The sequence below is a fragment of the Moritella sp. Urea-trap-13 genome, from assembly GCF_002836355.1.
GTDB lineage: Bacteria > Pseudomonadota > Gammaproteobacteria > Enterobacterales > Moritellaceae > Moritella.
Map to the genome: position 1 here is coordinate 25,405 of NZ_PJCA01000029.1, position 24,400 is coordinate 49,804.

The window sequence follows — 24,400 nt, forward strand, 5'->3', positions numbered from 1 at the left end:
AAGGCCGATAACGCCATTTCATCTCCTAATTTATGCCTAACGAACACTTCAATCCCTCACATGAGAAAATGTATGGTAAATCGACATGGATACATTGTGAGTGAGTAACTGCTCCAAGCTACCTTGGGGCAAATTCGGCTTAGAATTATTGTACCTAATTTGATAAATTACCGGTAATTAAATCACGCTGACTTTCTAACACCGAAATTAAATATTCTTTACAGGCACGCACTCTCGCTGTAGACCGTAACTCAACATGATTCAAAACCCAAATCCCCCAATCCGATGGCGGTATATGGACATCTAAACGAACCAATCTAGGTTGGGTATCGCCGATAAAACAAGGTAATTTTGCTAAACCAAAACCGTTAGCCGCGGCAACAGCCATTGAACCTACATCATCGACTCGAAGTGATACCTCAGCATCCCTTGCCTGTTGTTTTACCCAATCCGGTCGCTTTTGTTCAGACTGAAAAAGGATCACTTTGGTTTTTGTTGAGCGATCGTGTAAATGTTCTGGCGAAGCATAGATCCCATGGTGCAATTTCATAATTTCAGTGCCCACAAGATAATCCGGTGGATTAGGTGTCATACGAATGGCCAAGTCAGCTTCCATGACAGCTAGATCGACGAGGTTTTTGGTCATGAGTAACTGCATGTCGATGTCTGGAAAACGTTGGCAGAAGTCCCCCATCTTAGGAATGATAAGGCGATTAGCAAGTTCAAACGCAATAGTCAGCTTTAATGGCCCAGCTAAGGCAGCATCCTGATTGGCAGCTTGCCTATCTATGGTTTGTACTTTTTCTTCCATTGATACCACTTGTTGGTATAGATTCTCTGCCGCTTGGGTCATCGCGTAACCACTTCGACTCTTATCAAATAGTCGCGTGCCGAGACTTAGTTCAAGCGCTTCAATTCTTCTTGCTACAGTAGTGTGTTTGACATTCAGCACCCGACCAGCACCACTAATAGTGCCCTCTCTCGCCAAGGCCAGAAAATATTTCAAATCATTCCAATTCATAAACAAGCACCTCAGTGAGTTTTAATTCAGTGTGCATTTATGCACATAGCATGTCAATAATAACTCATTTACTGTCTTTATTGGGTGACGTAAATTAATTGTGTAACCACTCAAATTAAACTCGAATTAAAATTAAAAGGAACGTCCAATGAATTCACATACATTACAAAAACTAGCTGCCTTTACTTCCACACCTAAAGGTGGCAATCCAGCAGGCGTATGGATTGGAGACTCATTACCAGAACCAAAAGAGATGCAACGAATAGCAGCCGAAGTTGGGTTTTCAGAAACGGCTTTTGTCGCGCCGAACAAGGGAAGTAAGCGCACCGTACGTTATTACAGTCCAGAAGCTGAAGTGCCATTCTGCGGACACGCAACGATAGCAACCGGCGTTGCCTTGGGTAAAAAAGCAGGCAGCGGCATCTATCAATTTGAAACGACGATAGGGACTATTCCAGTTGAGGTTAGCGAGCATAACGGTGAAATGAGAGCCGCGCTTACGTCAGTAGAGCCTAAATTTGAATTACCATCGGGCACTTTGCTTCAAGACGCGCTTTCTGCACTGGGCTGGAGCGTGGATGATTTAGATAGCAGCATTCCACCAGCACGCGCTTTTGGCGGTAATTGGCACTTAGTATTAGCGGTGAAATCAAAACAACGCTTAGATGACTTAAACTACGACTTCGACAAGCTTAAACAGATAATGCTCGATGATGATTTAACCACGTTGCAATTGATCTGGCGTGAAAACGATGAACTCATTCACTCTCGTAATCCATTTCCGGTTGGCGGTGTCGTCGAGGATTCGGCTACGGGCGCTGCGGCCGTAGCCCTAGGTGGATATTTACGAGAAGCCAACATCATTAATACGCCGCGGAATATCAATATTCTACAAGGTGAAATAATGGGTTGGCCAAGTCAGTTAAACCTTTCAATTCCGACAGTTGGCGGCATCACAGTGTCTGGTACGGCAGTGTTTTTGACTGATTAGGCGATACTTCGATTAGCGAGATGATTAAAATTAACATTAACGTCGCGTTCTGCGAATATTTAAAGCGCCTGCGAGTTAGCATCCGTAGCAGCGCGACGTTATATTTTTTGCCAATGTCCATATTACGTTTAGGAAATCCATTCACGTGAACATATAGAAGCCTAATTTATTCCAAGTGTTATTTCTGTAACTCTGTACTTCAAGAACTAGACAACCCGAAAATACGGTGACATTCAGGACTATCTAAAAGTCGGATGAGTATGCGATCAACTCCCTCTCCAGTACCTTGCAAAGGTTCTTGCAACGGATGTTGACGATACAATTGACCATATGCATTATCTGCAAATTCATCCAGTGGGTGAACTTCTAGCTGGGCTTTATCTTGCATGTTTTTCAAATGAGAACCTGAAAATTTTAACTTATTAGGTTCCAACCAACCCTCTTTCATAAAGCCAGTCGCTTTACGCTCACAACGACACGGATTAGCAGGATCAACGAGTCCACATTTATTATGCATGAAACTATGTAAATCTCGACGAGCGCGAGACAATTTCTGCCTAAAATTACCTGCAGTGATAGCTAATATATCTGCTGCAACCGGTGCGCTAGCTTCAAATATATCAGCTAAGATATAAACCATGCGCTGTTCACGGCTAAGGCAAAGTAGCATTCCCAACATACAGCCCATTTTGGCTTCTTCGACAATCAATGCTCGCTCAGGCTCATGCTCTTTTGTAAGTTCTAATTCATGATCAGTAATGGCATCTAAATCATGTCCATAAGCTGCAAATCCAGAAAAACCACTTTCTATAGGGCCTCGTTTACTATCAAGAAAACAGTTAGTCACGATTCGGTAAGCCCAAGTTCGAAAAGAGGAACGACCTTCAAACTGAGCAATTCTGGTGACAATTTTTAATAATGCTTCTTGCGTAATGTCTTGCGCATTTTGTGGATTAAGCACCATACGGACTGCAATATTATATATCCACCCTTGATGGCGACGGATCAACATTTCCAAGGCGTCTTTATTTCCAGCGGCAGCTGAACTGGCAAGTTCTGCATCTTTTTGATCGTGATGAATTTCGGCAGTAAAAGGGTTATATATCATTTCAGTAATCCATTTTGATCATAAACAGTAAAAAAATCAAATAGTGCCATTTCTGCAGTATTTTGGAAAAAAGCTTGGTGTTCTGGCATCGCCATTATTTTCGCAGCGGTTTCTTCCGCGGCTTGCTGAGATGCCCATGCAATAAAGTCAACATAGCCCCCATTGGTCTTCACTGAGGATAATGCCATACCAGTATAAAAGCTTGAACTATTTTGTAATTCCAAATAAACACCCGGTCGTGATTGTTCCTGTATTGTAATGTCTTTCACCGAATAAGCAGCCAATTCAATGACAGCTCCAGACTGGATAAACTGATCCAATTCAGTTTTTGATGATGTAGATTGAAAATAACCAAAAACCTTTAATTCACTAGCCCCACCTAAAAAGGAATTCCCCACAGATTTAGCCGTTCTAGTAACGTTAGTGCCTTCCCATAAACTAATGTCAGCAAATAGATCTGGTTCTGTCATCGACCGTAAATGAATACTGCTGATAAATCCGGGCATAGCTTTAACGTCTTGCATCACATCGTTCAACAATACCGGATGTAGTTTTGGCTGCTTAACCCGATAGATAGCAACTTCAACAAACGGAAATACTTGTGGTGCAGCCACTGCGGTGCCTGTAGCAACTAGAGATATACCCATCATGGCGATAGTCTTTTTCATTGTTTTACCCTATGTGTTTTTTATAATTTCCTGCCAAATGCAGGTTTCATAGAGTTAGACGTAGCCGTTCAGTCAGCTGTTACAGTTTGCAGGTAATTTTATGCATTTTTTGTTGGTATTTATCTTTTCTACATCGCCCTAAAGTCTCAATGTCTCTTAATTCGGCTTTCACGTACTTTACATATCTACAAATTTTGTATATTGTGAAGTTCAATTTATTCACCAGAGTTTAATAGATATGAATATTTTCGACACTGAAAATACCCACGATTTAATCCTGCACGCTGCAATGAATAGGTTTTCACATTACGGCTATAAACGTACATCTCTAGAGGATATTGCCAACGACGCAAATTTATCTAGGCCAACGATATATGCGCATTTTAAGAATAAAAAAGCGCTGCTTCGAGCGGTATCTGAAGGCATACATAATACGACGATAGCCAATATAGAAATCGCTCTTTGCTCTGACCAAAAGGTAGAACAACGCCTACTAAATTGTTTTTTAGCTTGGACTGAACCTTATAGAAGTATACTTTTTGGTTCACCTCATGGCGCTGAATTGATTGGTGAAAATGGCACTCTAGCAAACGATATTTCTGTACTAGCCTGTGAAACGTTCGATAAATTATTAACCAAGGTGTTAGTAGATTTACAAAAATCGGGTTCTATCAACCTGACTTTAATTAATCTGACGCCTTCTCAAGCCGCTGAATTTATGATTGCGTCTCTAAACGGCATCTCTTTCGTTAATGCGAATGAGAGTACCCATAAACAATATTTGCAGACTCTTATTAGTCTATTTTTAAACGGTTGCAGTACCAACATAGGAATGAAGAAATGATCTCAACTCACATTGACCTTATATTGCTACTAAGTGGTCTAATAACATCAAGTTTAATCATACAGGTTGTCGCACCTCGTTACGCACTTAAAGCTTTTTATGGCCTAACGGTAGACAGCGAGATATCATTATTTCTGGCCCGCGCCGGTGGCCTGCCCATAGCAACAATCGGCTCTTTAATGATTTGGGCCTCATTCAATGATGCAATACAACTACCTATCATTATCGCTGCCCTAATTAGCAAAACATTATTTATTACGCTCATTGTTTTTAACTGGAAAGTAACTGGAAAGGGATATGCGTTAACAATAGCAATCGACTCACTTGTGGTCCTGTTATTAAGCCTATATTTGTTAGGGGTATGGTCGTGATTTATTTAGAGTTCATATCTATAATGGCAACAGGTCTATTAGCTGGCGCACTATTAACCGAAGCTTGCATCCTCGTTCCATACTGGCAAAAAATGCCAGCAAAAACATTCTTACGTCTTCACCACAAGATGGCTCCAAGTTTGTTCCGGTATTTCGCACCACTCACCGTTATTGGCACATTGTTGCCAATTATCACTTTTATCTTCGTATATAGTACTAGTAAAGCAAGTTGGCCTGCATGGTTACTCAGTGCAATATGCGCAGTATGTCTGCTGAGCTTCTACCTGTTGTTTTTTCGTCAAGCTAACAACAGGTTTTCAACGACAACAGATCCAGAAATAGCAGCAAAAACACTAGCAGCATGGGCTAAAGTCCACATGATTCGAACCTTGATCGCTATTGTTGGATTTTCTGCTGCAATTTGGGGAGGTATGCCCATCTAATTGAACATTCAGGATATTCGTAAATTGATCGTATTATCAATACTCCCCGATCCCAACCTTCATAGGGTTGACCGCGTTCTGCATCCTTACGACACAGGATATATTTTGCAAACTGTGATTAGAATGATAGAACACAAACGCCCAAGGTTATTAGCTTTGGGCGTTTCTTCTAGCAGAGTCGGTTATGACCAACCCAGACTTATCATTGCATGTTTAAAATCAAAATAACTAGCTAATCTTTAGAAGCCATTAGGATTATCAATAATATAAAGCCAACCACCATCAGTATATTTCATCACCTCAAGTGCCATTCCGCTTTGTACATTAGGAATCTCCCAGTCGGAACGGATAAGAGCGGTATCACCATTGATGTGAATAGATGTACCGTGCGTAACTATTTCCACGTCTCCTTGCATATAACCTTTTAAGCTCTGCTTGATAGCTTCTTTACCTTTAGCTAGGTTACCTTCAACGTCTAAAACGAATACTGCATCTTCATGGAATAACGTACCTAGCCCAGTAATATCTTTATTGGCAAAATACTCTGAAAATAACTGGTGTAACTCGCTCGGTGTTTGCGGTTTTTCGTAATCTATTGCTGCATTAGCTAAAAAAGATAAAGTGCTTAAAATGACTAACAATACTGCTTTCATAATATGTCCTTCGTTTCAATGTTCTGTGGCGATGAAGTGATCATACTGAAGTAAGTTTCCAAAAGAAATTAGGTACCAAAAAGTAACTAGTTACTTCCTAGTAACCGGTACGATTATGGTAATTTGATACATGTTCGATATAATAAAAAAAATGAGGGAGATAACATGAGTGAACAAGGGAAACAGCCTGAAGATTATTGTAGTGCTGATAAATACTTAACATTGGTCTCTACAAAGTGGACGGCTCATATTGTTTGGTTAGTTGGTCAGCATCAAGAAATTCGTTTCGGGCAAATACGAAAGCAGCTAGCTCTAATTTCTAGCAAAGTGCTCAGTGAGCGATTAAAACTGTTGAAGGAAGAAGGTTTTGTTTGGCGAAGACAAGAAGAAACGGTTCCTGTTACTGTGTATTACGGGTTAACGCCAAAAGGGAAAGAGCTTGCTGAAATTGTCGATATTATCGTCAGAAAATCTGATGACTGGGACAAGTCTTGACTCATGCCGATTTGTCCTTAACTTTACAATGTAAAAACAAACAATGGCAAAGGAAATATACCTATCAGCCGCACTATTTTGTACACTGTTAACCTATTTAAATTCATGGATCAGATATGAGTATACCCGTAGACGTTTTACAGGCCGTCGCCAACGCGATGAAAGCAGAACGTGTTGTCAGCGCTCAACTGATCCAACCGTTATGGGGCGGATACGGCGAGCTTTTTCGTACCATGTTAAGCGGTAGTCAGCATACTTCGGTGATAGTGAAACACATTAAATTACCCCAACCAAAGGTGCACCCGCGTGGTTGGAATACGCCACTATCCCATCAGCGAAAGTTAAAATCATATCAGGTGGAATTACATTGGTATCAGCATTACGCCAATCACTGTTTGGCGCAATGCCCTGTCCCTAAGTGTCTGTATGTTGAAGAACAGGATGATGAGATATTACTCATCATGGAAGATTTAGCCACGCTAGGATTTACACAAACATTCACCAGTGTTGAGCCTAAATCAATTCTGTATAAACAGGCGTCTCATAAACAAATAGAAGCGTGCTTGTCTTGGTTAGCTTATTTCCATGCTCAGCACTTAGCGATTGAACCCGATGGTCTGTGGGAATGCGGCAGCTACTGGCACCTCGCCACCCGTCCTGACGAGCTAGAAAAACTAACCGATATGCCATTGCAGCAAGCCGCTGAACGAATAGATAAAACATTACAGCAATGCCAGTTTCAAACACTTATTCATGGTGACGCTAAGTTAGCTAACTTCTGCTTTTCAACTACTAGCGATCGCGTAGCTGGTGTTGATTTTCAATATGTCGGCAAAGGCTGCGGCATGAAAGACGTGATTTTATTACTCAGTAGCTGCGTGCCGCATCAACAGTGCGAGCAAGATGTACCTGAGCTGCTCAATTATTACTTTGGACAATTACACCAAGCACTATCAGAGCTGCAACCACATATTGACCCGCAAGCAGTAGAAGATGTATGGCGACCACTTTATAGTCTGGCTTGGGCTGATTTTCAACGCTTTATGAAAGGTTGGAGTCCCACGCACTGGAAGATCAACAGCTACACCGAAGCGCTGACTCAGCAGGCACTGTTACTGTTAAAAACAGCGCAGTTAAACTAGTACCGTAAACAGTACAATTAAACTCAGCTGAACAAGGTAAATAGAGATAATGAAACTAAGCGTTTGTCAGCTAAAACAGCTATTACAACTCGCCACCGAGGCAGCATTAAAAGCAGGCGATTTCATTAATAACGTAGATAGGCGCTCACTGCAGGTACACAGTAAACAGGCTGGTTCGAGTTTAAGTGCGCAGGTGGTAACGCAAGTAGATTTGGATAGCCAAGCCATTATATTAGCGATACTAGAGCCTACTATCGAACAATATGATATTGCCCTGTTGACTGAAGAAAATGCCTGCGAGGAAGATGTCGCAACCCACGCCCGTTTTCATAAAGACTATTTCTGGTGTATCGATCCACTCGATGGCACCCTACCCTTTATTGAAGGTGGAAATGGCTTTGCCGTGTCTATCGCGTTGGTCGATATGGCAGGTAAACCTATCATTGGCGTGGTGTATAACCCTAGTACGAATGACCTCTACCAAGCCATTAATGCCCAACCACTCATATCAAGCGTATTGAAAAATGGATTGCCTTGGCGAGCGGATCTGCCAGAGCAACTTGAGCAACCGCAGCCTATTAGTTCTGTATTAAGTTTGTATATCGACCGCAGTTTCCAGCAAGACCCACGTTATCCGACAGTCATTAAGCAAGTAACAGCGCTTGCAGGACAACAAGGATTGGAATTACAAGTAATCAAAAACTGCGGGGCTGTCATGAATGCCATTGGCGTACTCGAAAATCCACCAGCGTGTTATGTGAAGTTACCTAAACCACAACTCGGTGGCGGTAGCTTATGGGATTTCAGTGCTACTGCAGCGATAACTCAAGCATTGTCTACTCAGTATCTAGCTTCAACGTTACTGAACCACGATAGACAAGCATGCTGCAGCGTAAGTGATTACCATGGTGCAGCTTTAGATCTTAACCGCAGCGATTCCAATTACATGAATCATAAAGGGATGCTGTATAGCTGTGGGTTAGTACACCACGTTTTGATATTACCTGGAATTTAAACTGCTGTTTCTAATAACCGTAAAGCTTTAATCGCTTTCACAAAAGGGGCAAAGTGCGCATTATCATGTTCCATAAAATGCTGAGCGTTATCTGCTAATACGATACCGCCAGCCATATGACTATGCCCACCACCAAAACCCATACGGGTGTCATTAAGTGTTTTACGTAGCAATTGGCCAACGTTTACTTTCGGACATTCTGAACGTAAAGACAATTGTAATGCGCCTTTATTCTCTATCGCTACAATAACCACATCAAACTCATTAACACTTAATAAAAAATCAGCAAGAACCCCTAACATATTCTTGGCGCAAGGCTCTTTTAGAAGCACAGTTGCGATCCCTTCTGATTGTTTGACCAATTTGCAGGTATCTTCAAAGTTTGTTAATTCATAATGAATCAGTGAGTTACGGCATATTTTGTTGACGATATCTAAATCAGCAATTTGATTAAAAGTAATAAAAGCTTTCAAATCAGCATTACAAAAACCACGCGTTAAATTGGCTGTATCTATATTTAGTCCAACTAATAGCGCAGTAGCAACTTTCATCGGCATATCAATTTTAAGCATCTGATAATATTCAAATATAATAGTGGCTGTAGCACCATAATTGGGACGAATATCAGAAAACCAAAGGCTATTCGGAGCAGTAACGGTGTGGTGATCAATAACCGCAATTTCATCACCAGGTAAATCAGTTACGTTATTTTCACCGATACAGCCATCAACTGTAATAATATGATCATTTGCATTTAGATTGGCTTTACTGCAATGAACCACTGGGATATTTAGCCATTCAACCATATTAGATAAGGAGATCCGGTCTATTTCACCGTTATACACAATCAATGTTTTCATACCTAATGACTGTAAGATGAATGACAAACCATAGGCTGAAGATATAGCATCATGATCGGGAAAATCGTGAGCTTGTATAACTACACGTTGTAATGGTTTTAACTGCTCAAAGAATTGCAGTAAATTTTCTATGTTCATCTAAGACCCTGACAATTTAAGGATATGATATGAAAAATTGTTAATATTCAATACATAATCATCTTAATTATACGGAATGCGATCTACAATACTAGTGAGCATATCTATTTAGGGGTGCTCCATATCTAACTTTTACACTGTAAATTGAATAGGAAAATGTCGATACCAGCTTCGAAACGCTTTGTGGCGTTAATAATGATCAAGGCGCGGATTAATTGAAATTAAATCTCGTCAGCAAGTTGTGCTAAATAATTTTCGAGCTGACCGACAGAATTGCTAATCAATAAATCGAGTTCTGACAATTGTAATGTCGTTAATATGTTACTTTTACAAGCGTGTTCCAGTTGGCTGCACAGGTCATACAAAGCAATCAGCCCTAAAGCAATCGCAGCGCCTTTCAATTTATGCAGTAACTTCTCCTGTTGTTCTGCATCAAGCGCAGAAAAGTCAGCATAATCCGACTCTGTCTGTCGACAGAATAACTGCCCTAACGCAATAATCTTATCTTTTCCCAAATATTGACGGTCTTGTTCAAGCGTTGCTGTCTCTAATAACGGTGGAGACTCCAATAACGGTAGATAGTCTAATAATATCGCGCCCTTATCTGTCATTTGACCTTCGACCTTAGGTACTGCTTTATCAGCTATGTTAGCAGTATCATCAAGGCCAATTGTATTCACCATCACCTTAGCAATGGTACTTTTAAGGCGTTTCATCTGCACAGGTTTAGCAATAAAACCATCAAAACCTGAGTCGATAAACTTGGTAATGTCTTGTTTAAACACATGGGCAGAGACTGCGATAGTCTTTAATGGGCGCTGATTATGCTGCGCCATCTCACGCAGTTGGCTCGCTAATTCGACGCCATCAATATCAGGCAGGTTGATGTCGAGTAAGGCCAGATCAACATGTTGTTGTGAATACATCGCCAGTGCAGAAGCACCGTCGCTAGCACTGTAAACTTGATGGCCTAATTTTTTAACCAGTGCGCAAGCAACATCAAGATTGATTTGGTTGTCTTCAACAATGAGGATACGGAAACAGCTGTTGCTTTCAACCACGCTGGTCGCTATAGATAACTGTTTGTTGATCAACGCTTGTGGGGCAGTTTCCAATGGAATGCTAAAGAAAAAACAACTGCCCTGTCCTTCCTTACTCGTTAACGAAAGTGAGCCTTTAATTGCCGAAACCAGTCGCTGACAAATAGCTAAACCTAGGCCGGTACCAGCAGCGCTGCTTAAATTAGCCACTTGGGTAAAAGCTTCAAAAATGGTTTTCTGTTTATTCAGAGCTACGCCACAGCCGGTATCAGTAATGCGAAAACTAAGTTCATTACTATGCTTGTCATGCTTACTAATGGTCAGCGACACACTGCCTGCAACGGTGAATTTTATCGCATTACTGACTAAGTTGATGATAATCTGACGAAGCTTACCTAAGTCAGCAAGTACCCAAGGTTCGAGATCGGCATCCAGATTAAAGGTTAAATTCAGTCCCTTTTTTTCAGCCCTAGCTCGCATCAGTGCTATCACATTATTACCCAAACGCGCTAGATTGACGGCACGTTTTGATACTTCGATATGACCCGCTTCAATCTTTGAATAATCAAGAATATCATTGAGAATTTCTAACAGGTTTTCACCCGATGTCAGAATAGTTTGGGTATAAGTCTGTTGTTGCGCAGACAGTGGCGTATCCGATAACAACTCTAATGTACCCAACATGCCATTCATCGGCGTGCGGATCTCATGGCTCATATTAGCAAGAAACACCGATTTGGCATTATTGGCATCTTCCGCCTGTTTCTTTGCCAATGCATGACCCACAGATTCATCATTGAGTCGTTGATTGATTCGCATAAGCTGCGCTGTTCTTTGCTTTACCAGTTGCTCTAAGTTTTCTTTGTGTAGACGTAGTTCTTTTTCTGTTTCAATTTGTGCTTGTTCAAGCTTTTGTTTTTTTAAGGCGTTGTCACGGAAAACATCAAGCGCCAATGCCATTTGCTTTAACTCTTCATCATTAGAAGGCTCAACACAGATTTCAAGATCACCTTCTGCAAGCTTTTTAATCACTTGGGTATAGTTAGATAATTTGAACACTATGCCTTGATATACAATTTTCCACATTACCCCAATAATCACGATTAATGACAAAAAGGTAGCGAGTAAAAGCATGCTCTGCGACCAAGTAACCTGATTTTGATGTTGTTTACTGGTTTCTAGAGCCTGCTTCGTTTGTTTTTCTACCAAGGCTAGAATACCCTGATTAAGCTCACTTAATTGCTTGGATATATGCAAATGTAAATCATTCAGTTGTTGTTCTAGATTGAGATAATCACGTTGCTGACTGATTAAATCGTTGAACATAACCAGGCTTAACATTGTAGACTGAGCGCGTTCTAAACGATCAGGATCCTTGATTGAGCCCACCAGCTGATTGATAATGTGTAAGAGTTGATCTTTTTGTTGAATCAATGGCGTCAGTTGCGCTGGTTTCGAGCTAGTAATAATAAGGTCAGCGACTTGTCCCAGCTCTAAGCTGTATTTTTCCAATGCGGTCATTTTATCTAATAAATTAAGATCTTCATCAATAATAAGATCAATATCTTGATAGATAATATTGCTATCCTTACCTTGCCCAATTAACTCATAAAGTCCGCTCAATCTAACTAAAGCAAACGTATTAGCGTTGGCCACCTGAGATTGTGATAACTGAAATATATGTCGCACACCAACAGTAACCTGCTGAAATGAAGTTTCACGCTGCTGGTACTGCTGAATTTGTAATTTGGCATTGTCATTGAGCTGATGGATATTGTTGATGATATTGGTTTTTTGCAATACTAGGTGACGGATATTGCTATTACCATTACTATGACCAAACCCTGAAGCATCAAAGGCATTAAACTGCTTGCCAATAGCAAGATTTAACTGGGTCAATTCAGCATTAATGTTATGTCGCTCAATGTCACTGGTAGCATTTTTGAGTAAGGTAGTGCGATTAGTTATTTGCAGACTGATGTTCGCCAGTTCACGGGCACTTGATAACGTTGGCAACGTCTGTTGCGTGATTTTTTCACTGTTGTCGGCAATAAGGCTTAAGCTATGCCAAGATACGGTACTGATAACAACCAATAAGCAAGCAACAAAACTAAACGCGAACAACAGCTTGTTACCTATACTTTGACGAAATCGCAATGTAATCTCCTTTGCTAACATGACTAGAACTAAAACAACAGCTATGACTAGAGCAACGACTATTACCCAATTTAACGCTAATCACTAGCCATCAACCACTTGTACACATTTAGAGTGAAATACAGAATGAAATCTATTATGAAATCTTTGTTCCTATTCATCAAGTTAGTATTCATCACATTGCTGTTTAATGCGCCAGTATCGGCAACCACTGAACAGGCGAAAACGCCATTACGTCTTTGTGCCGTTTACCCACATCTGAAAGATTCATATTGGCTAAGTATCAATTTTGGCATGACTGAACGTGCAAAACAAAGAGCTGTATCATTAAAAGTGCTGGAAGCTGGCGGTTATAAAAATAGTTCCGAGCAATGGACGCAAATTGAACAGTGCCTGCAATGGCAAGCCGATGCGATATTAGTCGGCGCAGTATACTTTGAGCAGCTCAGTACCAGACTCGCTGAGCTGAATAAAACCGTACCGCTATTTGGCTTGGTGAACGAAGTATCCACCACCAGTCTGACGGGACGCACGGGCGTATCCTGGTACCAAATGGGCGCAAAGTTAGGGCAATTCTTGAGTCGCAAGCACCCTAAAACAAACAGCACCAAAAAGTTAAAACTAGCCTGGTTCCCCGGTCCTAACTCCGGTGGCGGCAGTCAACAGTCGACGTTGGGTTTACAGGATGCTTTGAAAAATAGTGATGTCGAGATCGTATCAATTAAACACGGTTTGAATAATAAAATGCGTCAGTTTTCGCTAATAAATGAAACCTTGGCTGAATTTGTTGATAAGGACGGTCGGAATGAGCTCGATTACCTTGCTGGCAACGCCATAATGGCAGAGATGGCGATTGGTGAATTGGCTAAGTTAGAAGAAAGCGAACGTCCACAAATCTTAAGTCATTACCTAAGTCATGGTGTCTATCGTGGTATTCTCCGCGGTAAAATTCTGATGGCCAATTCTGACCAAATGGTATTGCAAGGCGCAATGGCCATCGATCAGGCCACTGATTATTTATTAAAGCGAAAAATCACCAAGGATCAGGCGCCTGAAATATTAACGCTCACCAAAGAATTGTTAGCGCAATTCCCTACCGAGCAATCCTTGTCGCCGAGTTATTTCAAACCTGTTTATTCGGTTAACCCTTAATTTGGTTTAATTGAATTGAACTCAATTCACTCAATTAAACGAAGCGAAACTAACCTGCGAATAAATAACCTTCACCATGAACGGTAATTAAATATGCTGGATTTTTCGGATCTAATTCTATTTTATTACGCAGTCGACGTACTAATACGTCTATCGTACGATCATTAGGTGCTTCAACTCGATGATCAATCAAATTCAGTAGTTTTTCTCGAGATAATACCTGTTCAGGATTGGCGGTAAAGGCGACTAAAATGTCGTATTCCGCTTTAGTCAGTTTGATTTGCTCACCGTTTTGACACAGTTTTCGTTTAGATATGTCAAAACTATATGCACCAAAATAAAATAAGTCATCATCACGTTCAACGTTACTAACATCTTCCAATGCATGGTTGGCCTGCGTTGTCAGTGAAATACGCCATAACAAGTTTTTCACCCGTACTAATAACTCGCGCAACTCAAAAGGCTTGGTGACATAGTCATCCGCCCCCATTTCTAAGCCAATAATTTTATCAATGGCATCGACACGACCAGTCACCAGAATGATACCGATATTTGATTGGCTGCGCAGGGTTCGAGTGATCATCAAGCCGTCTTCGTCTGGCAAGTTGATATCAAGCATAACAAGATCAATGTGATGATTCGCCAACACCACATTCATTTCAGCTTTGCTAGCTGCTTCACTCACTTGGTAACCTTCATGTTGAAAATAACCAACCAGTTTCGCGCGGGTTATCGCTTCATCTTCAACAACCAAAATATGCTTATTCTTCAAATTAACTTCCTTAATAACTCTTTATTAGCTAGCAGAGTAACAATAACTCACTAGATAGCCACGTAAACTGATATACATCAACCTTGACATGCTAAGAGTGAATAAAAATTCTACTTATTTTGTTTATATTACCTCGAAGATCTTTTTACGTCATCAAATGATAACGCTGGTTAATTTAAAATCAACAATTTAACTGCTAAAGGTAATTTGGCTCGCTTGGGTTTTGAGCTATCTTCGGCGAATTTGATGACTGTGCCGTTAAAAAGGGCAACAGCAATAAACCCACTACCCCGGCGGCGCAGGAGATAACCGTAAAAAAGCCATTCCAATGATATTGTTCCATTATCAAGGCTAAAGGATAGCCAGCCAATGCCGCCCCCATGTAAGCAAATAACCCGACAAAACCAGTGGCCGCACCAACAGAATCTTTATGCGAGCATTCGGCGGCAGCCATGCCAATTAACATCTGTGGCCCAAATACAAAAAAACCAATCGCAAAAAAGCAGGCGGCTTGGAGCACAAAGCTTATCATCGGCATTAACCACAAGGCTGCAACCGCTAAAAATAGCCCTAGGGAAAATATCAGATTCATTGGTCCACGATTCCCACCAAAAATCTTATCAGAGCCCCAACCTGCGACCAAAGAGCCAATAAAACCACCGACTTCAAACAGTGACAAAGCACTGTTAGCAGTAATTAAGCTGTAATGATACTGCTCGGTCAAGTATAAGTTACCCCAGTCATTAATAGCGGTGCGGACAATGTAAACTAATACATAACTGCAAGCCAGCAGCCATATATATTTATTATTTAAGACGTATTTCTTCAGTATTTGCTTGCGACTGAGTCCTAGCCCTTCGTTTTCATGACTAAGTTCAAGAGGGTCATTGCGCCAATGTCCAACGGTCGGTAGCCCCATAGACACGGGTTTATCTCGCAGCCGCCAACAGATAAACAACCCGACCACCACAGCCAACATACCGGGGATAATAAAACCATAACGCCAATTATAATGTAAGGTAACAAAACCGACTAACAACGGGATCAATGCCCCACCGACATTATGCGCCGTATTCCACAGCGCCCACCAGAAACCGCGCTCCGAACGAGAATACCAAGTAGTCAGCAACTTGGAACAGGAAGGCCAGCCCCAGCCTTGAAACAGGGCGTTAAGCATCCATAGTGCAGTCAGCATCAGCACACTGCTTGAAAAACCGAACAGAATGTTAATAATACCGGTCATTATCAGGCCTAATCCCATAAAATAACGCGGGTTAGAACGATCAGACACAATACCAGAAAAGAATTTCGAGAAGCCGTAAGTAATGTAAAATAGCGTGCCCATCATACCAATGTCGGCTTTATCTAAACCAAGATCGGCGATCATCGCTGGCATTGCATAGTTAAAGCTTTTACGCGTAAAGTAAAACATCGCATAACCAACATACATGGTAAACATGATATGCAAACGCCAGTATTTATACAGCGCATCAACCTGTTTAGGATCATCAACCTGTGGGCTGTTTGGTTCTGATTTTAAAAAATGGATCATCACTTAAAGTCTTTCATTATTGATAAATAGATAACGGCGGTTTCACAGGATCGGTAAAATCACCTGTAATTCGGTTCCGGGTTGTTGACTGTCAGACTGCGTTGTCAGCATAAATTTGCCACCCAGTACCTGTACCCGCTCGCGAATACCGCGTAAACCAAATCCGGCTAAAGTATCTTCCGGCTTAAATCCGATGCCGTTATCTTTCACTGACAAATGGGCTTCCTGCTGAAATGTCAACGTGATGGTTGCTTCGGTAGCTTGTGCGTATTTGACCATATTATTTAACGCTTCCTGACAGATCCGGTACAGGGTGATATTCGTGGCATCGCTAAGTTCGGAGTCCATTGGCAGCGGTTCATTCCAAATAACGGTAGTTTTTATGCCGTTGGCTTCACATTCTAACTCGCGCACCAACTCCAGTACCGCTTGCTTAAGGCCAAGATCATCTAAGGTTTTCGGGCGCAAACGAGTCAGCAGCCCTTTGGTGGTATCGTAAATGTTAAGGGACAGCGTTTCAATCGTTGTTGCACAGCGCTCCCCCACAGGCGTATTTTCAACACGCTTGAGAATACTAGCTTGAGTTCGGATCGCAGTAATATTCTGGCCAATTTCATCGTGTAACTCTCTGGCAATATCACGCCGTACAGATTCTTCGGCTTTAATAAGCTCTCGGGATAGGCTGTGATTTCTGGTCAACTCGTGACGCAGTTGCTGATTCAGTTCCCGCTGGCGCTGAATACCCATGCCTAATAATATCCCGGTCAGGCTTTGCGCTAACAGAGACAACAGTAGATCGGTTATTTCCATATGGCTGACGCCGTTGCGCGCGGCAATTAATGCGATGCTGTTAAGCAAGGTGCCGAGCAGCGCCCCCTTCCAGCCGTAGCGAAACGCCAACACTATGATAGGAATGACTAAACAAAAAGGGGCAAAACGACGCAGTTCATCCGGTAGGCCGAGCTGCACAATAATATTAAGTGCAAATAGCAGCACATAAAAAATAATATGACGGCTACGCAGTTCCACGGGTTTGGCGACTAACTCGGCCGTTAACGGGGTCCAAACATTCTGGAACAAATAACTCCATAATAAATAGCAAGTTGGAACCAACATTAGACCGCCCGTTACGCTAACTAAAAAGACCATACCAGCAGGATTTAACCACAATCCGAGTATCAGGGTATTCGCCAAAGCAGTCATTAATATCACCACTCCCATTACCCCTAATCTGCGCAACTGCGAACCATAATAATATTGTTGCGCCCACCACACCAATGGAATACTACTGATACTAGCAACGATAACGGCTAACCACTGCGGTTGCTCAAGTAAGAACGCTAATGACACCATCAGCCACAACTCTGCGCCGTATATTGCTGGCCAAAAACGTTTGGCGGTATGCAAAGAGATACCAAGACGAAGCGCAAAAGGAAAAAATAGAATAGCCAGTTCAGGCTCAGAAATAAAAGAATAAGACAACACCCACAAGCAGAACCAGCTGCATGATACCAGCAGCCAAGTGCATAACGATGTTATCCAGATATTAGGCATTTATAGTGTTTCACAGGCAAAGTGTCTTGCCAATTCAACATTGTTTTTGACGTTGAGCTTATCCATGGCATTAGCACGATGTACATGCACCGTTTTATGGCTTAAACCAAGACGCGCCGCTGCTGCTTTTACATCTAAGCCTTGGGCTAACATCTCCCCTACTTGATGCTCACGTTTGGTCAGTTGGGTAATTGATTTTCTCCCGCTGTTCGGTTTCACTAACTGCATGGTGATATCTGGAGTTAAATAACAACCACCACTGGCCACTGTACGCACGGCCTGCACCAGTTCATCAGGGCTGCAGCGCTTAGTTAAATAACCGCGCGCTCCCAACTCCAGCGCTTTTTCTATAATTGCAACTGAATCATGTACACTAAGCATGATGCAGGATACACCGCTAGGCAGATCGGCTAATAATGACAGGCCGCTCTCACCGGGCATGGAAATATCAATAATACATACGTCCGCGTTCAGGCCAGGTAGGCCCTTACGCGCTTCTGCTGCGGAGCTGAACTCTCCGCTAATCTCGATATCGGTTTCCAGTGATAGCAGTTGTGCAAATCCAGAACGCACAATGACGTGATCATCAACGAGGGCGACTTTGATCATATTGATATATCCAAAGAAAATGATAAAAACGTAAATTACCCCTATCCCACCGCGTAAGCAATAGCAGAGAGGTAAACTGCACGATTAAACAGCGTCAGCTGCCGCTAACATATCGCGATGTATACGTTTTTCATGGCGGATCTTCTTCTCTTCGGCTATCGCAACAAACAATAACAGCACAATACAAGCCACTGCCGAAGCATCTAATGCTGCAAACGTACCAGCCCAGCCAGTCAGACCGAAGATAGGAGTACCGTCGGCAATCATACCTAACCCTAGTTTGGCAAAACTATCACCGATAAGGTAAGCAAATGTGCCTTTCACACCATCGGCTACGCTGATGGCTTTTTTCGGCACAAAACCAACGGCAGCAACACCAATTAGCAACTGCGGACCGAATACCAAGAAGCCAAGTACAAACAGTGAACCAAGGTACATATATTCATTGGTTGCAGTACGGTAAAACTCTAAAGCAAAAATAATTAAGACTAAAGCCACACAAGCAACAATCGCACGGCGACCATTAGCCAGATCCGAAAGATAACCCCACATCAACGTGCCAACCAGTGCACCGACTTCAAACAAGGTAAAACCGGTAATGGCAACTTCTTTAGAAAGACCAAGTTCTTGGAATGCATATACCGTAGACCACTGGTCGATACCGATACGCACGATATACAGGAAGATATTCGCAAAACACAATAACCAAATCACTTTGTTTTTCAGTACATATTTAACGAATATGTCACGTTTAGTCATCTGATGTTCTTCAGCTTCAATATCTTCAGCGCTGATTTCTTCGTCGAATAATTCTTCAACAGTACCTAAACCGTAAGCTTCAGGTGAATCATTACCGTAACGCAGACCAATAAAACCAATAATGATGGCAATGATTGACGGGAAGATAAACATACCAATAACGTGACCACCAAACAGGTAGTTAGAACCGAACAATGCAACACCCGCTGCGGCAGCACCACCAACGTTGTGCGACATGTTCCATAAACCTAAATAAGTGCCGCGTTTGTTGCGTGGAGTCCACTTGGTAATGGTTGAATAACTTGACGGTCCACCGGTACTTTGGAAGAAACCACTTAAACCGTAGAAGGCCATCATTAGGAATAAGCTGACGCCTGAACCGCCCATGCTGACACTGAAGCCGATCATGGCAATGCCGGATAAGATCAACATGAATGGCAGAAACTGCTTGGTATTTTTACCATCAGCATAATAGGAAACAACCGTTTTACCGATACCGTAAGTGATCGAGAAACCCAGTCCTATCATACCCAGTTCAGTCATGGATAAACCATAAGTACTGATCATGTCATTTTGAGCAATGTTAAAATTCTTACGAATTAGATACATCGCCATGTAACCAATAAATACCACTAGGTATGACTGAATGAATGGTTTGAACCACATTTTACGGCGTTCTTCGACGGGCAGATTCAGGGTCGGTTTTCTGACCTGGTCTAACAGCTTAAACATATGAAATCCTCAATAGGTTTATTAGATGCATGTTTATCGAAAGCTGCTAATGGTTGCACTCGATAAACGGAGACCGGTTGAGTTGCTGTTCAACCAGATATGCCACAAAGTTTAAAGGGTTAATGTTGCAGAGGCTTGAGAAGCCGGCTTATTGCTATTAGGAAAAATTCCTAGCTTTAGTCTTTCTGTTTCAGAACTGTGGTCAAGATCATGTTTTTCCAAACCGCAGGAGTTAACAGTAAGCTCTTGCCAGTGTACCGCTAGTGCTAATGCTGAATTCTTGTGCATAGGCGGGAATAAACACGGCTTGGCCTTTATTAAAGACCATCTCTTCACCGGAGCTGTGCTCTAGCGATACCGAGGCGTCAAGGGCAAATAGTATTTCTGCTGTGTCAACTTTAAGCGGTTGTTTTTGCGGTCGTTTGTAAACTGAAAAGCAGAAGTCAGCCACTGGTACTTGATAGTGTTCACTGTTATGTTCGAGAACTGGATCTAGGCGTAATGCCTCGTATTTAAGCGCTTTAAAACTGGTTTTATCGATAAGTTCAGCGATATCTATATATTTAGGGGTTAAGCCTGCACGCAGTACGTTATCTGAGTTAGCCATTATCTCTAATGCCGTGCCGTGAATATAAGCGTGAGGAGTGCCTGCATCTAAAAACATTGCTTGACCCGGTTGCAGAGTCACGGTGTGCAAAAATAGTGGTGAAAATAGGCCGATGTCTTCTGGGTACTGGTCTTTTAGCTGCCGAATCAGCTGAAAACGCGTGTCAGCCTGCTGCTCTGCATAATGCAATAGCTGCGCTACAGCCCGGTCTTTCTGTGCTCCTTGCTGGCTTAATACCGAGGAGAAGAATTGTGCTAATCCCTGCTCAGATAAGTCGGCTTTAAAAATGTGAAGCGCGGCATTTAAACTGCTGCTATCTAGTGCGGTAAAATCATCCGCAATCGCTTGTAAGTCTCTAAAACCGTTCATTGCCTGATACTCAGTTAACGCAAATACCAGTTCTGGTTTATGATTTGCATCGCGATAATTACGGTTTGGATCGTCTTGAGCAATACCTGATTGCTGTTCCAAGGCAAAACCAGTTTCCGCCTGTTGTTTATTCGGATGAACCTGTACTGACAACGCTTTTTCGGCTGCTAATACTTTAAACAAAAAAGGCATAGCTTTAAAGGCTGCAGACCGACCGAGAATAGCCTCAATATCTGAAGCAATAAAATCAGAGAGCAGAATTTCATGCTCACCTTGGTGGATCTTGGAACAGCCGTTAGGGTGATCACCCATCCACATCTCTGCCTGTGGTAGCTGCTGGGGATTAGCCGTATCAAAAAGATCCGTCATTGAGTCAGTGCTTCCCCAAGCGTAATTTTGAATTGTATTGTTCATTAGAAAGAAGTTTGATTGCGGGTGTTTCATGAGGTTCACGGCCTTAGCTACGCTGATGCAGATAGTTGATCAGGAACGTGAAATTTTAAATTTTATATTTCAGTTTGGCTTGAGAAAGGTACCTAAGTCCGCTAGGAAAAAGGCTTAGTTTTTGATGGTTTATGTATAAAATGCGGAGCTGTAATGAATGTGATTGACGTTATAGCCGGAAGCGTACTCGGTAGTAAGTGATTATCAGAGTACACCTTTAGGCCTTAATCTAAATGAACCTGTGTTGTATGGACGCCAGATGAAGGAAATATTAATCCCTCATGCTCTGCTGACTTTGGCACTGTAAATTGAATAGGAAAAGGCCAACAACAAACAGATACCAGCGGGGATATATAGGGCATAAAAATTTAATTGATTGAAAAAACAAGCACCTAATGTACCACCCGAAATAAAGCCGATAATAATTAAGATAAACAAGGATGCCTTTCTTTTATCAAATGGCTGACCTCTCAATCTGGCCCCAAACATAATACCCAAGTCAGTGAATATACCGGTTAAATGTGTTGTTCGAATAACCGCGCCACTGTAAGTCGTGACAAGTGCGTTCTGCAAGCCGCAGGCCGCTGAAACCAAATAATTGCCTTGCACTGAGCCCTCTACTAAAAAATAAACAGAACCCAAAATAAACATTGCCTCTAGAGCAAGCAGACCACTGTAGTTACGACCCAATTTTAATGCGCCACTACGCAGGAAATAACCCGATATAACAGAACCCATGACGAAGCTAAGGATCACTAAAGCCAAATGCAGCACATCAGAAAAATTGGCGGTTATCATGCCGGTGCCAAGTAGTGTCGCGGTACCAGATAAATGGGAAACGGCTTGGTGTTTGAAACCTAATAATCCAATGGAATTAATCAGCCCTGCAACCAGCGCCAGCACAAACGAACCATATTCAACCCAACGGGGTAATTTTGTAATCACGACAATCCTTTAAGCTACTAACAGCTCGTTAAATGGAATGCCGTAAAACGTGAATTCCACTGTCATTTTATTACGATGAACAGTAGCAAATTTATTATTAATTACCAATTGAGAATCAAACATCCCTATCCTAAATCAAATAAAACACAGGAAAAAAAGGAGAGGTGATTGTTGCTGTATATAAAATTAGCAACCTATTGGATCATCACGTTATCATGCACTCACAAAAGCATCGCTAATCTTGTCCCTTACCCACTTATGTAACAAATCGTTTTGATGCCTTTCATGCCATACGCCTCGGATCGTCACCTTAGGTAGGGGGAATGGACACGCCTTTACAGCGAGTCCATATAACGTTTGCCCTTGTACTGCCATTGATTGCGGTAGGAAGGAAATTAACTGCGTATTAGCTAATAACGCGAGTTGTAGATTAAGCGTTTCAGCATACAAACCTATTTTACGCGCTGGCATGCCTGCTGTGATACCGAACTGGCTAACAGAGTCGTGCTGCTCATCCAATAAACTCGACTTAATGTGCGAACACTGAAAGAGTGATTCCGCATTCCAGCTATGCAATACCGGATTATCCTTATCGAGTAAGCAAACTACCGTCTCATCCGTTAGGCGCTTTTGCATAAAACGAGGCTTAGCTTTTACGCCTGTGCCGATGATCATATCAAGCTTACCAATATCAAGATCATCATAACCAGTCTGACTCATCATCTGTATGTCCATGATCACATGAGGCGCTTCAGTATTAATCGCTCGGATAGCTTTAGCAAGATATGCCGCGACAATAAAATCATGGGTCTGAATACGAAAACGAGCATGGATTTGTGCCAGTTCTAGCGACGCTGGCGCGAACAATCCATCAATTTCATTTAAAATAAAGTCAAGTTTATCGGCCAGTTCAAGCGCCCGAACTGTAGGCTCTAAGCCCTTAGCATGGCGAATAAAAAGTCGGTCATCAAACGTATCTCGAAGGCGAGTAAGGGTATGACTCATTGCAGACTGACTCACGTTCATTTTCTTTGCCGCGCGCCCTACATGTTGCTCAGCCAATAACGCTTGCAGCGATTTAAGTAAGTTAAAGTCCACTTTAGCAATATTATTTTCATTCATAACTATTATCAACCGCAATCATTTTTATTCATAATGAGTCAGGTTTACACTCATTACAAGTTAAACAAATGGAAGATAAATACCCAGGCAAGCTAACAGCGCTACTTGGTGATCTTGCTGATGAAGCTGAGAGCAAAGCGCTGACTGCCAAGGCTGTCGACATTCTAGGAAACATTGAAGCGCACTACCATTGCAGCGGTATTTTCACGTGGAGATATTGGCAAGACATCGAAGTAAAGGAAGTGGAACAAATATTCAATGCTAACTTTATGACTGCGTTTGTATTTGGCCGTGAGATTTTTAATGCCATGGCACAAAGCGGTGGCGGCTCTATCATGTTCGTTTCAGCCCGCGATACGGTGCGTAATATTCCTGCTGGTTTTGGTCCTTACATGGCATCAAAACTGGCATTAAACGGACTTGTTGAAAGTATGGCTGCCGAAGGGGCGGAACATAATATTAAGATAAACGCGATACTACCAACGATAGTGAATACCCAAGTGAACCGTGATGCGATGCCGGATGCTGACCATACCACCTGGGTTGATCCAGCTGAAATGGCCGAGTTAATGATTGAACTGACTCAGCCAACGAAAACTAATCTAAGCGGGTCGCTTATCGCGTTTAACGGTAAAATGCATTAGTTCCACGCTTGAACATCACTAAACAGTAAAATCAAGATGGGTAGAGTCTCTACAATAAGGCTCTATTTTTCATTTAAAACTGCAGTTATCGTCCGCCATATTTTCAGCTACTTCTTTTATTCCCAATATAAAAGCAATGTCGCCTTTATATTTAAATTATATCTACCTATAGTTCTACTTGTGAGAGAATTTT

Annotated in this window: 23 protein-coding genes; 9 read left to right on the forward strand and 14 right to left on the reverse strand. The window is 42.0% G+C overall.

Annotated features, from left to right (window positions below; genetic code table 11):
- Positions 1–154: 154 nt before the first annotated feature.
- Positions 155–1,021 carry a LysR family transcriptional regulator gene (locus CXF93_RS07025; RefSeq protein WP_101061720.1) on the reverse strand — a complete coding sequence of 289 codons (867 nt, stop codon included), beginning with the start codon at positions 1,019–1,021 and terminating at the stop codon, positions 155–157.
- A gap of 148 nt (positions 1,022–1,169) precedes the next feature.
- On the opposite strand from CXF93_RS07025, the gene CXF93_RS07030 reads away from it, so the two are divergent.
- Positions 1,170–2,012 (forward strand): PhzF family phenazine biosynthesis protein, encoded by an 843-nt coding sequence (locus CXF93_RS07030; protein ID WP_101061721.1) that lies wholly within the window; start codon positions 1,170–1,172, stop codon positions 2,010–2,012.
- Between the two features lie 199 nt (positions 2,013–2,211).
- On the opposite strand, the gene CXF93_RS07035 is transcribed toward CXF93_RS07030, so the two are convergent.
- Positions 2,212–3,120, reverse strand: coding sequence for an RNA polymerase sigma factor (locus CXF93_RS07035; RefSeq protein WP_101061722.1), 909 nt, complete (start codon positions 3,118–3,120; stop codon positions 2,212–2,214).
- On the reverse strand, positions 3,117–3,788 hold the full coding sequence (locus CXF93_RS07040) for a hypothetical protein (protein WP_101061723.1): 672 nt from the start codon (positions 3,786–3,788) through the stop codon (positions 3,117–3,119). The genes CXF93_RS07035 and CXF93_RS07040 overlap by 4 nt, the downstream gene beginning before the upstream one ends.
- Before the next feature lie 238 nt (positions 3,789–4,026).
- Between CXF93_RS07040 and CXF93_RS07045 the strand changes: the two genes are divergently transcribed.
- The 3 genes from CXF93_RS07045 to CXF93_RS07055 are packed head-to-tail and all read left to right on the forward strand — an operon-like array spanning position 4,027 to position 5,446.
- The gene (locus tag CXF93_RS07045; protein WP_101061724.1) at positions 4,027–4,632 is read left to right on the forward strand and encodes a TetR/AcrR family transcriptional regulator; all 606 of its coding nucleotides are present in this window, start codon (positions 4,027–4,029) and stop codon (positions 4,630–4,632) included.
- On the forward strand, positions 4,629–5,003 hold the full coding sequence (locus CXF93_RS07050) for a hypothetical protein (protein ID WP_101061725.1): 375 nt from the start codon (positions 4,629–4,631) through the stop codon (positions 5,001–5,003). The genes CXF93_RS07045 and CXF93_RS07050 overlap by 4 nt, the downstream gene beginning before the upstream one ends.
- 23 nt (positions 5,004–5,026) lie before the next feature.
- Entirely contained in the window at positions 5,027–5,446 is a 420-nt protein-coding gene (locus CXF93_RS07055; RefSeq protein WP_157824427.1) for a DUF1772 domain-containing protein, read from the forward strand.
- Positions 5,447–5,685: 239 nt separating this feature from the next.
- Here CXF93_RS07055 and CXF93_RS07060 read toward each other — a convergent pair whose 3' ends face one another.
- The gene (locus CXF93_RS07060) at positions 5,686–6,099 is read right to left on the reverse strand and encodes a DUF4440 domain-containing protein (RefSeq protein ID WP_101061727.1); all 414 of its coding nucleotides are present in this window, start codon (positions 6,097–6,099) and stop codon (positions 5,686–5,688) included.
- A gap of 165 nt (positions 6,100–6,264) precedes the next feature.
- Between CXF93_RS07060 and CXF93_RS07065 the strand changes: the two genes are divergently transcribed.
- From CXF93_RS07065 to CXF93_RS07075, 3 genes are all read left to right on the forward strand, one after another.
- A complete protein-coding gene (locus tag CXF93_RS07065; protein WP_101061728.1) occupies positions 6,265–6,594 on the forward strand; it encodes a helix-turn-helix domain-containing protein in 330 nt (109 codons plus the stop codon).
- A 116-nt stretch (positions 6,595–6,710) separates the two neighbouring features.
- The gene (locus tag CXF93_RS07070) at positions 6,711–7,736 is read left to right on the forward strand and encodes a phosphotransferase (protein ID WP_101061729.1); all 1,026 of its coding nucleotides are present in this window, start codon (positions 6,711–6,713) and stop codon (positions 7,734–7,736) included.
- 49 nt (positions 7,737–7,785) lie between these two features.
- A complete protein-coding gene (locus tag CXF93_RS07075) occupies positions 7,786–8,751 on the forward strand; it encodes a 3'(2'),5'-bisphosphate nucleotidase CysQ (RefSeq protein ID WP_101061730.1) in 966 nt (321 codons plus the stop codon).
- On the opposite strand, the gene CXF93_RS07080 is transcribed toward CXF93_RS07075, so the two are convergent.
- Positions 8,748–9,749, reverse strand: a complete 1,002-nt coding sequence (locus CXF93_RS07080; protein ID WP_101061731.1) for a bifunctional oligoribonuclease/PAP phosphatase NrnA — start codon at positions 9,747–9,749, stop codon at positions 8,748–8,750. The genes CXF93_RS07075 and CXF93_RS07080 overlap by 4 nt on opposite strands.
- 221 nt (positions 9,750–9,970) lie before the next feature.
- Positions 9,971–12,946, reverse strand: coding sequence for a TMAO reductase system sensor histidine kinase/response regulator TorS (gene torS, locus CXF93_RS07085; RefSeq protein ID WP_101061732.1), 2,976 nt, complete (start codon positions 12,944–12,946; stop codon positions 9,971–9,973).
- 138 nt (positions 12,947–13,084) lie between these two features.
- Here torS and torT point away from each other — a divergent pair, with 138 nt between their 5' ends.
- Entirely contained in the window at positions 13,085–14,098 is a 1,014-nt protein-coding gene (gene torT, locus CXF93_RS07090) for a TMAO reductase system periplasmic protein TorT (protein WP_232784131.1), read from the forward strand.
- Positions 14,099–14,147: 49 nt separating this feature from the next.
- Here torT and torR read toward each other — a convergent pair whose 3' ends face one another.
- The 8 genes from torR to CXF93_RS07130 form a co-directional block, all read right to left on the reverse strand.
- The gene (gene torR, locus CXF93_RS07095) at positions 14,148–14,870 is read right to left on the reverse strand and encodes a two-component system response regulator TorR (protein ID WP_101061734.1); all 723 of its coding nucleotides are present in this window, start codon (positions 14,868–14,870) and stop codon (positions 14,148–14,150) included.
- Positions 14,871–15,066: 196 nt separating this feature from the next.
- Positions 15,067–16,422: an MFS transporter gene (locus tag CXF93_RS07100; protein WP_101061735.1), complete on the reverse strand. Its 1,356-nt coding sequence runs from the start codon at positions 16,420–16,422 to the stop codon at positions 15,067–15,069.
- 42 nt (positions 16,423–16,464) lie between these two features.
- A complete protein-coding gene (uhpB, locus tag CXF93_RS07105; protein WP_101061736.1) occupies positions 16,465–17,976 on the reverse strand; it encodes a signal transduction histidine-protein kinase/phosphatase UhpB in 1,512 nt (503 codons plus the stop codon).
- Positions 17,977–18,585 carry a transcriptional regulator UhpA gene (uhpA, locus tag CXF93_RS07110; RefSeq protein ID WP_101061737.1) on the reverse strand — a complete coding sequence of 203 codons (609 nt, stop codon included), beginning with the start codon at positions 18,583–18,585 and terminating at the stop codon, positions 17,977–17,979.
- Positions 18,586–18,669: 84 nt separating this feature from the next.
- Complete coding sequence (gene uhpT / locus CXF93_RS07115; protein ID WP_101061738.1) at positions 18,670–20,076, reverse strand: hexose-6-phosphate:phosphate antiporter; 1,407 nt, start codon at positions 20,074–20,076, stop codon at positions 18,670–18,672.
- Between the two features lie 232 nt (positions 20,077–20,308).
- A complete protein-coding gene (gene manA / locus CXF93_RS07120; RefSeq protein ID WP_101061739.1) occupies positions 20,309–21,496 on the reverse strand; it encodes a mannose-6-phosphate isomerase, class I in 1,188 nt (395 codons plus the stop codon).
- A 279-nt stretch (positions 21,497–21,775) separates the two neighbouring features.
- Positions 21,776–22,441 carry a YoaK family protein gene (locus CXF93_RS07125; protein WP_101061740.1) on the reverse strand — a complete coding sequence of 222 codons (666 nt, stop codon included), beginning with the start codon at positions 22,439–22,441 and terminating at the stop codon, positions 21,776–21,778.
- A gap of 213 nt (positions 22,442–22,654) precedes the next feature.
- On the reverse strand, positions 22,655–23,563 hold the full coding sequence (locus CXF93_RS07130; protein WP_101061741.1) for a LysR family transcriptional regulator: 909 nt from the start codon (positions 23,561–23,563) through the stop codon (positions 22,655–22,657).
- A 26-nt stretch (positions 23,564–23,589) separates the two neighbouring features.
- Between CXF93_RS07130 and CXF93_RS07135 the strand changes: the two genes are divergently transcribed.
- Positions 23,590–24,207: an SDR family NAD(P)-dependent oxidoreductase gene (locus CXF93_RS07135; protein ID WP_369832203.1), complete on the forward strand. Its 618-nt coding sequence runs from the start codon at positions 23,590–23,592 to the stop codon at positions 24,205–24,207.
- The last annotated feature ends 193 nt before the right edge of the window (positions 24,208–24,400 follow it).

Bases quoted from the DNA above. Each gene is read 5' to 3' on its own strand.
- CXF93_RS07025 (WP_101061720.1), bottom strand. From the start codon at position 1,021: ATGAATTGGAATGATTTGAAATATTTTCTGGCCTTGGCGAGAGAGGGC.
- CXF93_RS07065 (WP_101061728.1), top strand. From the start codon at position 6,265: ATGAGTGAACAAGGGAAACAGCCTGAAGATTATTGTAGTGCTGATAAA.
- CXF93_RS07130 (WP_101061741.1), bottom strand. From the start codon at position 23,563: ATGAATGAAAATAATATTGCTAAAGTGGACTTTAACTTACTTAAATCG.
- CXF93_RS07100 (WP_101061735.1), bottom strand. From the start codon at position 16,422: ATGATCCATTTTTTAAAATCAGAACCAAACAGCCCACAGGTTGATGAT.
- CXF93_RS07070 (WP_101061729.1), top strand. From the start codon at position 6,711: ATGAGTATACCCGTAGACGTTTTACAGGCCGTCGCCAACGCGATGAAA.
- CXF93_RS07060 (WP_101061727.1), bottom strand. From the start codon at position 6,099: ATGAAAGCAGTATTGTTAGTCATTTTAAGCACTTTATCTTTTTTAGCT.
- CXF93_RS07050 (WP_101061725.1), top strand. From the start codon at position 4,629: ATGATCTCAACTCACATTGACCTTATATTGCTACTAAGTGGTCTAATA.
- CXF93_RS07045 (WP_101061724.1), top strand. From the start codon at position 4,027: ATGAATATTTTCGACACTGAAAATACCCACGATTTAATCCTGCACGCT.
- CXF93_RS07040 (WP_101061723.1), bottom strand. From the start codon at position 3,788: ATGAAAAAGACTATCGCCATGATGGGTATATCTCTAGTTGCTACAGGC.
- uhpT (WP_101061738.1), bottom strand. From the start codon at position 20,076: ATGTTTAAGCTGTTAGACCAGGTCAGAAAACCGACCCTGAATCTGCCC.
- uhpB (WP_101061736.1), bottom strand. From the start codon at position 17,976: ATGCCTAATATCTGGATAACATCGTTATGCACTTGGCTGCTGGTATCA.
- CXF93_RS07035 (WP_101061722.1), bottom strand. From the start codon at position 3,120: ATGATATATAACCCTTTTACTGCCGAAATTCATCACGATCAAAAAGAT.
- torT (WP_232784131.1), top strand. From the start codon at position 13,085: ATGAAATCTTTGTTCCTATTCATCAAGTTAGTATTCATCACATTGCTG.
- CXF93_RS07075 (WP_101061730.1), top strand. From the start codon at position 7,786: ATGAAACTAAGCGTTTGTCAGCTAAAACAGCTATTACAACTCGCCACC.
- CXF93_RS07055 (WP_157824427.1), top strand. From the start codon at position 5,027: ATGGCAACAGGTCTATTAGCTGGCGCACTATTAACCGAAGCTTGCATC.
- manA (WP_101061739.1), bottom strand. From the start codon at position 21,496: ATGAAACACCCGCAATCAAACTTCTTTCTAATGAACAATACAATTCAA.
- CXF93_RS07080 (WP_101061731.1), bottom strand. From the start codon at position 9,749: ATGAACATAGAAAATTTACTGCAATTCTTTGAGCAGTTAAAACCATTA.
- uhpA (WP_101061737.1), bottom strand. From the start codon at position 18,585: ATGATCAAAGTCGCCCTCGTTGATGATCACGTCATTGTGCGTTCTGGA.
- CXF93_RS07030 (WP_101061721.1), top strand. From the start codon at position 1,170: ATGAATTCACATACATTACAAAAACTAGCTGCCTTTACTTCCACACCT.